Source organism: Streptomyces viridosporus (genome assembly GCF_002078235.1).
Taxonomy (GTDB): Bacteria; Actinomycetota; Actinomycetes; order Streptomycetales; family Streptomycetaceae; genus Streptomyces; species Streptomyces viridosporus.
This window is the reverse complement of the sequence record NZ_MSGP01000028.1, coordinates 1-9658: the sequence shown is the minus strand read 5'-3', so window position 1 is coordinate 9658 and position 9658 is coordinate 1. Positions and strand designations below refer to the sequence as shown.

The 9658-nt window shown below is 67.3% G+C and carries 8 protein-coding genes and 2 pseudogenes; 8 read left to right on the top strand and 2 right to left on the bottom strand.

Annotated elements, in window-relative coordinates:
* A partial coding sequence (locus tag B7L92_RS02305) for a helix-turn-helix domain-containing protein (protein WP_143626219.1) occupies positions 1 to 288 on the bottom strand: 288 nt, incomplete at its 3' end.
* Positions 289 to 431: 143 nt separating this feature from the next.
* On the opposite strand from B7L92_RS02305, the gene B7L92_RS02300 reads away from it, so the two are divergent.
* From B7L92_RS02300 to B7L92_RS02285, 4 genes and pseudogenes are all read left to right on the top strand, one after another.
* Entirely contained in the window at positions 432 to 1415 is a 984-nt protein-coding gene (locus tag B7L92_RS02300) for a hypothetical protein (protein WP_081235833.1), read from the top strand.
* A 208-nt stretch (positions 1416 to 1623) separates the two neighbouring features.
* Positions 1624 to 1794 carry a hypothetical protein gene (locus B7L92_RS40520; protein WP_159460992.1) on the top strand — a complete coding sequence of 57 codons (171 nt, stop codon included), beginning with the start codon at positions 1624 to 1626 and terminating at the stop codon, positions 1792 to 1794.
* The gene (locus B7L92_RS02290) at positions 1758 to 2213 is read left to right on the top strand and encodes a hypothetical protein (protein ID WP_143626218.1); all 456 of its coding nucleotides are present in this window, start codon (positions 1758 to 1760) and stop codon (positions 2211 to 2213) included. Before B7L92_RS40520 ends, B7L92_RS02290 begins: the two co-directional genes overlap by 37 nt.
* Positions 2214 to 2259: 46 nt before the next feature.
* A pseudogene (locus B7L92_RS02285) lies at positions 2260 to 2952 on the top strand (transposase).
* A gap of 870 nt (positions 2953 to 3822) precedes the next feature.
* Here B7L92_RS02285 and B7L92_RS02275 read toward each other — a convergent pair.
* Positions 3823 to 6366, bottom strand: a complete 2544-nt coding sequence (locus tag B7L92_RS02275; RefSeq protein ID WP_081235830.1) for a DEAD/DEAH box helicase — start codon at positions 6364 to 6366, stop codon at positions 3823 to 3825.
* A 786-nt stretch (positions 6367 to 7152) separates the two neighbouring features.
* Here B7L92_RS02275 and B7L92_RS02265 point away from each other — a divergent pair.
* The 4 genes and pseudogenes from B7L92_RS02265 (at position 7153) to B7L92_RS02250 (ending at position 8735) form a co-directional block, all read left to right on the top strand.
* Positions 7153 to 7416, top strand: coding sequence for a hypothetical protein (locus B7L92_RS02265; protein ID WP_081235828.1), 264 nt, complete (start codon positions 7153 to 7155; stop codon positions 7414 to 7416).
* A gap of 169 nt (positions 7417 to 7585) precedes the next feature.
* A pseudogene (locus B7L92_RS40940) lies at positions 7586 to 7789 on the top strand (transposase family protein); the annotation flags it as partial.
* A 177-nt stretch (positions 7790 to 7966) separates the two neighbouring features.
* Positions 7967 to 8260, top strand: coding sequence for a hypothetical protein (locus tag B7L92_RS02255; protein ID WP_081235826.1), 294 nt, complete (start codon positions 7967 to 7969; stop codon positions 8258 to 8260).
* Between the two features lie 289 nt (positions 8261 to 8549).
* Positions 8550 to 8735 (top strand): hypothetical protein, encoded by a 186-nt coding sequence (locus B7L92_RS02250; protein ID WP_255310718.1) that lies wholly within the window; start codon positions 8550 to 8552, stop codon positions 8733 to 8735.
* Positions 8736 to 9658 lie beyond the last annotated feature (923 nt).

Here is a 9658-nt window from a genome sequence, read left to right as displayed (position 1 = left end):
GCGCTGCTGCAGGGCGAGCGCGGGCCCGAGGTGGTCGATGATGCGGTCAGCCGCGGACTTCGACACCCCGAACAGCGGGGCCAGTTGGCGCAGGGTGAGGTTGGTCCGCCAGTACGCCGCGACCAGCAGGACCCGGTCCTCCAGCGGCAGGCTCCACGGCCGGCCCCTGCGGACCGGGTCGGCGCCCTCGCGCCGCAGCGCGGTGATCAGTTTGCCGGACTGACGTGGGCTCAGCCCGGTGAACGGGGCTATCCAGGACGGCTCCGCCGCCGTGATCACACCAGACACACCATGATCATCTCACCCGTGACCAGCAGTTACGGGACAGCGCTTAGGTTGGCCTTGGCGGCTATTCGCCTGGAGTAGCCGCCACCGCCGGAGGGGAGCATGTTGAAGGGGCTGACGGGCGATGAGGCATGCGAGGGGCACCTGTGAGCAGCGTCGGACGGCAGCCGAAGGACTTCCACTTCCCGGCTCTCACCAACGGCCTCGACTTTCTGGTGAGCGCCGTCGACTTCCTGTCCGGTGACAACGGGCAGCCAGAGCCCCGAGACGTGAAGTACGGGGTCCTCCATCTCCAGGCCGCGGTCGAGACGCTGCTGAAGGCCCGGCTGGAGATGCATGACCCCGAGCTTGTGTGGACGAAGATCGCGGCCTTCGACATGCGCAAGCACGAGGCTGGCGACTTCAACAGCTGTAGCGTCAAGGTAGCCCTCGAACGCCTCCGCGACACCGTGCAGATCGCGAGTGCCATCGACCCGGAGGAAGACAGCCTCACGGAGCTGGGCAAGCTGCGGAACCGCATCATGCACTTCGGGTGGAAGGACACTGTCGTCGCCGTGCAGGCACGAACCATCCCTGTGCTCGACCTACTGGTCGGCTTCGTCAACACTGACGTCTTGCCTCACGCCGAGGAGGCCACCGAAGCGGTGTCAGCCGAACGCCAGATGGAACAGGTTCGGACCAGCTTTAAGCACCTTACGGACTTCATCACGCACCGCATGCGGGCTCTGCGCGGCGAGTTGGCCGACTACGAGCACGCGACGGCGGCATGCCGGTCCTGCGGTCAGTTCACCGTCGTAATCGACGGCGGAGCCCACGACCTTGCCTGTCTCCTGTGCGGCAAGCAATACGGGACAGGCAAGGACGCAGCATGGGAGCTCATCGGTTCCAGCGAGCACGTCAGCATCAAGGACGGAGGTAGCGCTCTCAATGGCTGCGGCTCATGCGGAGACTACGCCGTGATCAGCGCACCTCTGGCCAACTCACCAGAAGTGGATGCCTGGATCTGCTTCGCCTGTGGATCGACCTTCGAGGGCGTTTGCACCTTCTGCGAGCAGGCCACCGACGACATCGTCCCGACCTATGAGGACATTTGTGGTAATTGCTTCCAGATTCGTTTCGACAAGTTCTGACAGTGCGGGGCTGAGTGAGTGCACCTGAAAGGGAACGAGCGGCGGGGAGATTGAGCGCTCAGCGGCCCTCAACCTGCCCTACTTGCTCATGTGCTTGGAGCAGTGCGACGAGACGACCTACATCAGCGTCCGGGACGCTTGTGGGCCAAGGGCCTGGTCAGGGAAGCGAACAAGAGTTTGGAACGAGCGGTACGCTGCAATCGCGCGCGTGCCCGTCCAGTTCGAGGCCACCACGGCAGGAGGCGGCGCACTGAGCGGCGGCGGTGCGATCGGGAGCAGTGCCCACCTGGCACGGCTGCTGATGTGGCTGGACGCCTACGCCAGCAGCACTCCGGGGAGTACGTGGACAACGCCCGCTTCGTCGAAGAACACGAGCTGACCGAAGACGTCTCCGTGCTTGCCTTCCAGCTGGAGCAGCGCGGCCTGGCAGACCTCGCCCGGACCTTCGGAAGCGGTGCGCCGCACGTTCACCTTACGGACGAAGGCCGCGGTGCCGTGCACGACCTGAAGAACCTGCAGAAGGATCGCGCTGCTCGTCTCCGTCACACGACGGACACCTTCCTCCGGTGGCTGTACGACACCGTGGGCGACCGGTCGCCCACTAACCTGGGCCTGTTCCTCGACACTCCCGGAGCGTTCTTCGCCGGAGCCGAGATTCCCCAGGCCGACCTTCAGCAGGCGCTTGTCCACCTGGCACAGAACGACCTCATCGAACCCATCGGCGCCGCCCCCGTCACAGTCGCCGTTACGATTCAGGGCGTCAGCTGTGCCCTGTCAGCGGCCACTTGCCGTCCATAGGGGCATCACACTCGACCTGCCTCACGCCCTGGTCGAGTGTGTGACGATGCTCATCGTCACCCGCTAGGGTGACCGCCGCTGCAAGCTCCCGCCGCACCAGCGTGCCCTGGTCGGCCTGGTGTACCTGCGCCGGCACGACACCCTGGCGCAGATCGCGGCCGGCTTCGGGATCCCGGTCGGCACCGCCCATCCCTACACCACCGCCGTCATCCACCACCTGTCCAAGCGTGCGCCCGGCCTGTTGCGGGTGCTGCGGGAGACCGGTCCCGGGCACGTCCTCCTCAACGGCACACTCGCCGAGTGCGACCGGGGCGGCGACAGCCGGGCCGACTACTCCCACAAGCACCGCCGCCACGGCGTGAACGTGCAGGTCGTGACCGATCCCACGGGCAGACTGCTGTGGATCTCACCCGCGCTGCCCGGCCGCGCCCACGACCTCACCGCGGCCCGCACCCACCAGATCATCCGGATCTGCGAACGCCAGGGCGTCCCCGTCCTCGCCGACCGCGCCTACATCGGGGCCGGCCCCTGGGTGACCACACCGGTCCGACGCCCGCCCCGCCGAGAACTCACACCGACCCGGCGCACGACGAACCGGGCCCTGTCAGCGGCACGAGCACCGGTCGAGCGGGGTGTCGCACGGCTGAAGTCCTGGCGGATCTTCCGCAGGGCACGCTGCAGCCCGAACCGCCTGTCGTCAATCGCCGCAGCCGTCCTCACCCTGGAGCGTCAGCGCTGAAAAGGCTCAAGGAGAGGCGTCGGCCCTCTGGTCAGCTACCCCTCAGCCCAGCATTCCCTGCGAATCATCGGCTGCCGAGAGTATCCATGCACGTCATGCACCGGCTCGTCGCCCGCAGCTGTGTGTTCCCTCCAGTGGCGATGGCTGGGTTGCCTTCGCTGATACGGTCCCAATCCCCAGGGGATGGATCGAGAATCCAGCCCCACTTCGGGGACCGCACCTCGTCTTCTGTCATGTGATCGCAGGCACCTGGAACATGCGCCTTACCATTCCGTTTGATCAAGATGGCGTTGCCGGGAAATCGCCGCCACTCCTGTCGAACACGCCTTTCCTCCGGGTGTGCCTTGGGGGCGCTGCCATCAGGAGGGCAGGCGCACCCCATGCCGGTGATGTTGTCGCATCGCTCGCAGCGCACCTCTTTCATGTGGGCAAGTGTCCCATCTCAGAGCGTGCAACTCACGCGTAACGGCATGGCCTTGATGTTCTTTGCAGGCACACCCAGCTCCCTGCGTGCGTCAGGCAGCTCCTGGACCACGACGCCGCACTCACCCTGGCCGGGATCATGAACGGCTCGGCGTGCACCACAACACCGCCCAGGCCGTACTGACAACCCGCCATGGCGCGGACGGCCGACGTGATGGAGCCAGCGTGGTGTGGTGACCGCGTAGGCCGCCACCGCGCTCGGGTGCCCGGCCAGCCTGACCCATCGGGCGAGCATCCGCGCCGGGGCCATCCTGCACGGCGGGCGTCCTTCGCCCCAGAGGCACGAGATCATGAGCTCGGCGCACGCCCTCCGTACGGAGTGTGTACGGTTAGCGCACGATGCGGCGGACAAGGGCTATCGGCTAGTGCGGCCTGGCCCCACCACCTTCACACCCACCGCATGCCGATGTTGGAGAGCTGCTCGATCTGTTCCGGGGCCAGGGTGGTGGCCCGGCTGCGCTGGTTGCTGATCCACGCGCCCAGCTTCAGCTCCCGGACTTCCTGCTCCTCGGCGCCCCCGTTGCCCCTGTCGCCGCTGAAGACGATCCGTTCGACGTGCTTCCTCGGCACTCGCAGGTGCCCCTCGCGCTCGAAGAACTGGCGGGCGGCCTGGTAGTTCATGGCCCATTTGTCGGCCTGGCTGGTCCGTGGTTTGGGCTTTTCGTCCTCGGCCGCGGGCTCGATGCCGAGGACGTGTTCGCACATCCACTGCTGGACGGTGGTGAGTTTGTCCCAGCCGAGTCGCTGCGCCCGTACCCATCGTCCGAGGTCTTCGCCCTGGTGCACGACGGCGCCCGGTGACGTGGGCAGCGTGCCGCCGGCTTCGAGGTGGAGCCGGGTGAGGTGGAAGGCGCGCTGCCATTCCACCGGCCAGGCCGGGCACCAGGAGGGGTCGATGTTCTCGAGCTGCTCGCGCCGTTCCTCCGGCAGCGCGCCGGCTGCCGACGCAACAGGCAGGCCCTCGGCGCGCCGCTGCTCGATCTCCTGCGCCTTGCGGGCGGCGGCCCGCGCGTTCTTCAGCCAGATGCCCACCCGGTAGCCCTGATAAGTGGCATCGGTCGGTGCCAGCAGGTGCCCGTTCTCCTCGGCCCACCCGCGGGCGGCGGCCACGCCCTCTTCCCACGCGATGTCGTAGTGGGACCAGATCATGCCGAGCTTCTCCAGCTGGACGACGCGCTCTTCGTCCATGTCCCCGCGGGTGTAGAAGCGGCGGGCGTCGGCGATCCACTGCCCGAGGGGAAATGCGGCGAGCGTGGCCGGCCACCCTTCGGCTTCGGCCTCCTGGGCGTCGCGGTCGGGGACGCGGTGCGTGAACGGCACGCGCAGGTCGCCGTGCAGCCGGTGGTAGATGACGGCGGCCTCCACGCCGCGCCGCCAGTGGGCGTGCTCGGGGTTGATCACGCGCAGGTTGATGAACGCGGCCAACTGCGCCGGGTCGCGCGGTGTGGAGAACTTCAGCAATTCCCGGGCCGGCACCGACAGCCCGCGGTCGCTTCGGCCGCCATCGACTCCCTCGTCCTCCGCGCTGCTCGAGCGGGTCTGGACGCCCCGGACACTGCTGCGCGCCTGCTGCTCGGCGAGCTGCTCCACAACACGGGCATCATGCGCTCTGAGCGCCTCGAGCAGCTTCGCGAGCCCGCCGTACGCCCGCGAGGTCAGCATGGTGTCCGCCGTCTCCCCGGGCCCGAGCAGGACGGGCACGACGAGGCTGGCGACCTTCCCCTCACCGGGCTGCATGCGCAGGGCGCGGCCAACGGCTTGGACGAGGTCGGGCATGGAGCCGCGGACGTCGGCGAAGTAGACCGAGTCGCAGTTCTTGGTGTCGACGCCCTCGCCCAGGACCTTCACCGAGCCCAGGTAGCCCTTCTCCACGACGGTGCCGTCCGGGGCGGTCCCGGACGCGAACTCCCCGAGGACCCGACGCCGGTGGCCCGGCTTGTGCTCCCCGCACAGCCAGTCGGCCCAGATCGTCTTCGGGTACAACTCCGGCCCGGCGGCGTGCAGCCGCTTGACGATGTCGGGCAGGCCGGCCGCGAACGCCTCGGCCTCCTTGACGACGTGGTGGAAGACGAGCGTCCTATGGAAGCCTTCCTCGGCCGAAGCCTTCACCAGCGCCGTCTGCAAGGCCGCGAGGCGCGCCCCACGTACCTGGTCCAAGCGGCCTTCCACGCCCAGGAGCTGGGCGGCCTGGAGCTGGGTGTCGGTGATGTCCACACACACCACCCGGTACGGCGCGCAGATCCCCCGGTCGATCGCCTCCGACAGCGTCAGCGTGTAACACCTTCTGCCGAACGGTCCGCCCGGATCATCCTCCATGGAGGCCACCAGCTCACCCGGCGCGCCCTGCCCGGCCTCCTCGTCGAGCTGCCAGAGCCGGGGTGTGGCGGTCATGTACAGGCGCCGCAGGGCGGGGATGCGGGTGTTGTCGTGGACGACCGCCCACGGCTTACCCAGCCGCCCCGACGTCCGGTGCGCCTCGTCGACCACGATCAGGTCCCAGCCCGGCAGGCCCGCGGTGTGCGCGCGCTCCAGCGTGCCCAGTCCCAGCGAGGCGTAGGTGGCGAATACCGTCACCTTGTCGAACGGCCGCACCCAGCCGATCAGCTCGCCCACGTCCGTAGTGTTCGGGAAGGACGTCTCCTCACCCCGCAGGGACGAAATCCCGACCATCGGGCCCGTGCGGCCACCCGTGCGCCACGCGGCTTCGGTCTGGGCGAGCAGATCCAGGGAGGGCGCGAGGACCAGCACGCGGCCCGCACGGAGCTCCTCAGCGCTTCGGGCGGCCACCAGGGTCTTGCCCGATCCGGTCGCCATGACTACCTGAGTGCGCAGCCCCCGCTCCGGCACAGTAGATCTTGCAGGAAATTCGAGCGCCCGAAGTACCGCATCAACGGCTTCTCGCTGATGCGGACGGAGTTCCTTCACCGCCATTTCAGTCCACCCTCTCCCGCAAGCCGGACGACAGCACGCCCACACCAAGACACAACCAACTGGCTACGTGAGAAGGGCCTCTGGTCCCACAACGTCTACACCGCGGCACCGGCCCCACGCCCCGATGCCGGGCACAGATGACCACCATCAAGCGGGCCGCAGAACTCATAACGATGGAGCCATTCAAGTAAAGATGGAGTCAATCAACTCCAGAGTCTATCGAAAGCGCAGAATGAAGCAGACGTGTAAGAAATCGGCACAGACACCAGGGGGACTCCTCGTCCATCACTGCCCACCCTGCAGGAGAGAGCCATGACACACAGGACTGGAAACGACGAAGGGAACCGGTTCTGCAAGGCATGCGGCACGCCGGCCGAAGACGGGGAACTGTGCAACCACTGCGGCGCCGCCCTGGACCTCCCCGACAGTGCAGGGCTGGTCGAAGACCAAGGCGCAGCAGTACGACGCGACTTCGAAGGACGCACCCAGCAGTAAGAATGAGCGGTGTGCATCGTGAAGTCACAGGCTACAGGCCTGGTGTGAAGGGCGAGTCGGATACTCGTGCCGGTCGACGGCCGATGACCATGACGTAAATCATCGGGCGGGTCCGGCTCCGGCGGGATGCCAGGTTCAGCTGCGCCCACGACCGGCCCCCGCCTACGATCCGTCAGCAGGCGGTCCACCAGCACGGACGCAGAAGGCCACAAGACGGAGACCGTCGAGGTCAAGCCGTCCGTTCCGCCCGCGCACTGACCTGACGGACACGCCGGAGCAGAAGGGCACCGTATGAGCAGGCTGCTGGAAGCGGTGTGTGCGCTGACCGTGGGCGTCCTCGTTGCGCTCCTTGTATGGGGCGCTAACCCTGACGCCGTGCGGATGGCGTGGCGGAAGGGCGAGCTGAGCGGTGTGACGGTCGTGTTCGTGGCGGCGTGTGCGCTGTGGCTGGTGCTGTGGCGCAGGCGTACCGGGCGCGGCCGGCTGGCATGGCCGCTTGTGGTGCTGCTGTGCGGTGCGGCTGTTGCGCTGGTCGTGGCGGCCATGGCCGGTTGACCGGCGCAGGCAGGCAGGTGGGGCTTCCCGTTCTTGCGGGCGAGGATCCCGCTGGCGTTTTCGGACCAGGTCTGCTGTTAAGGATTTTGGCAGGAGGGGCAAGACATCCCTGCGTCATGGCTGCTGTGTCGCCGACCTGGTCCGATTCCGGGGCGTCACGCCTGCGATGTACAAGACCGCCTGGAATCGGTCCCTGACGCGAGGTCAGGAGCTGTCCAACACGGCACTGGCGGCCGTCCGGGCACCCGTCGAGCACGGCTTTGCCCACCTCAAGAACTGGCGCGTCCTCGGCAAGGTGCGCACCGACCCCGCCTGGGCGACCCACCTGGTCAGGACCTTGCTCGTTCTCACAAACCGCGAGGTCACCCGATGACCGGCGATCTTCACTAAAACTACCTGCCAGCGACCAGCACGAGCATCCCGATGCTCACGCACACCAGCCTTGTGACCAGCAACTTCAGCTTGCACACCCCCCAATGAGGGCGGCCGGAGGACGAACCCGATCACCCCGCTCCGTTGAACAGCGTGCACTCGGGGTACACGGGCCGGCATGGCATCCACAACTGATCGCGTCTTGTCCCTGCGGGCCGTGCGGCAGCTGCGCCGGGTCCGCGCCTTCTACGCGGGAGGCGTCCTGCTGTGGGCGGTACTGACCGCCTGGACAGGCTGGCAGTTGCCCGGGAGCCGGCAGATGTGGATGTCCGCCCTCCTCCTGGCCGTCTTCAGCGGCCTCCTGCTCACAGCCTCCCTGTGGCTGCAGCGCCTGCAGGCCGCGGGCTCGCAACGTCCTGCGCACCACGCCGCATCACCGAAGGCGACTGCACCACGTCACGCGCATGCCTGACCCACTGCCGGCAAGGCAGCACCACCGGCCGACCCGGGTCTCATCGTGTTTCTGTTCCTCGACATCTGGCTGCAAGCCAGTTCCTTCCTGGGCCACCTCTGAGCATCTCTGGAGCCGGTGAGGCCGTCCGTTGTCGGCCCTCTCCCAGGAGCCAGGAGGCAAGGCACGGACAGGGGGTAGGCGGGTAGGTATGGATGGCACACGACTTCGACAGGATGAGCAGAGCTCACAGGAAACCCGTGCTCGAGGAACGATGCGGATCTGGCGGTGGGCCAGGTGGGCGGCACTTGTGCTTGCGGTCAGCTGGGCGGTGAACTGGGTCATCAATCTCATCCAGGGCGAGCAGGGCTGGGACCTGTGGTGGCCTCTGGTCAGTACCGTCATCTGGACAGCGTTGACCGTGTACGGCTTCAGGACCTACCGCCGGATCAGGACAACAACCCTGCCGGCCATCACCGGCCGCCCGTCTGCCTGACCACCTCGGCCGGCCCGCTTCCTGTCTCCTGCCGCCTTCCGGTACCTGGACCAAAACCCCCTCTTGGGCCAGGAGCCCGCACAAGCGGGCGGGATCCGAGAAGGGAGCCCTAATGCAGCGGCGTTCAAGTTCGCGTACCCCGCCGTCATGGACCATGCCGGGCGCACGATGGAGGACCTGGCTCTACTGGCCGATGCTGTGTATAGCCCTCGGATTCCTGGCTTGGCGGGTGCTCGACGGCGCCGACGGGGCGAGCATTGCCTTGTCCTCCTGCCATGTTCTGGTATGGGTGTGTCTTCTGCTCGCCAACCGGTCCGCTCAGCACAAAGACTCACAGACATGACAAGGGCTGCACCGGCCATGGCAGATAGCGACTCTGGGAGTCTGGTAGTAACCCCAGCCCAAGCCGGTACCAACCGGCAATATCCTGCCTTCGAGCACCCCATCCCGTAGCTACTCGGGCTTCAGTGCGGCGCTCGCTGGCTTGTTCTGGGGTAGCCGGTTGGCATGCAGGGACGGGAGTGGTTGGCCAAGTGGTGGTCTCGACGATGGGTGCGCTGGACGGCTGTTGTAGTCGTGTGGCTTGTTGCCTACGGGGCGGCCGCGGTGGTGTGGCGCGCTCTTACAGGTAAGACGTGGCTCGACGCGCTTGTCTTCGCTGGCATCGTGGCTGTGGTCAACGCGGTGGCACAGTGGGTGGCGAGCCGGGCAAAGAGGAAAGCCGCAGCGCGTAGCGATTGAGTGAGCCCCCCACTGCTGCTCGGACCGAAGGCCCGTTACCGGCCCCGCATAGCGGAAGCCGCCCCACGAGGCCGCAGGCTCCGCGCAATCCCGGGAGCGCAGCGGACGGGACGGCACCCGCCTTGCGCAGCAGGGCGGGTGAGCAGGATGCGCAGCATCCTGCCAGCGCTCACGCGGAGCGG

What these genes read in the sequence shown, in the direction of transcription:
- B7L92_RS02275 (WP_081235830.1), bottom strand. Translation starts at nt 6,366, where the DNA reads ATGGCGGTGAAGGAACTCCGTCCGCATCAGCGAGAAGCCGTTGATGCG.
- B7L92_RS02265 (WP_081235828.1), top strand. Translation starts at nt 7,153, where the DNA reads ATGAGCAGGCTGCTGGAAGCGGTGTGTGCGCTGACCGTGGGCGTCCTC.
- B7L92_RS02255 (WP_081235826.1), top strand. Translation starts at nt 7,967, where the DNA reads ATGGCATCCACAACTGATCGCGTCTTGTCCCTGCGGGCCGTGCGGCAG.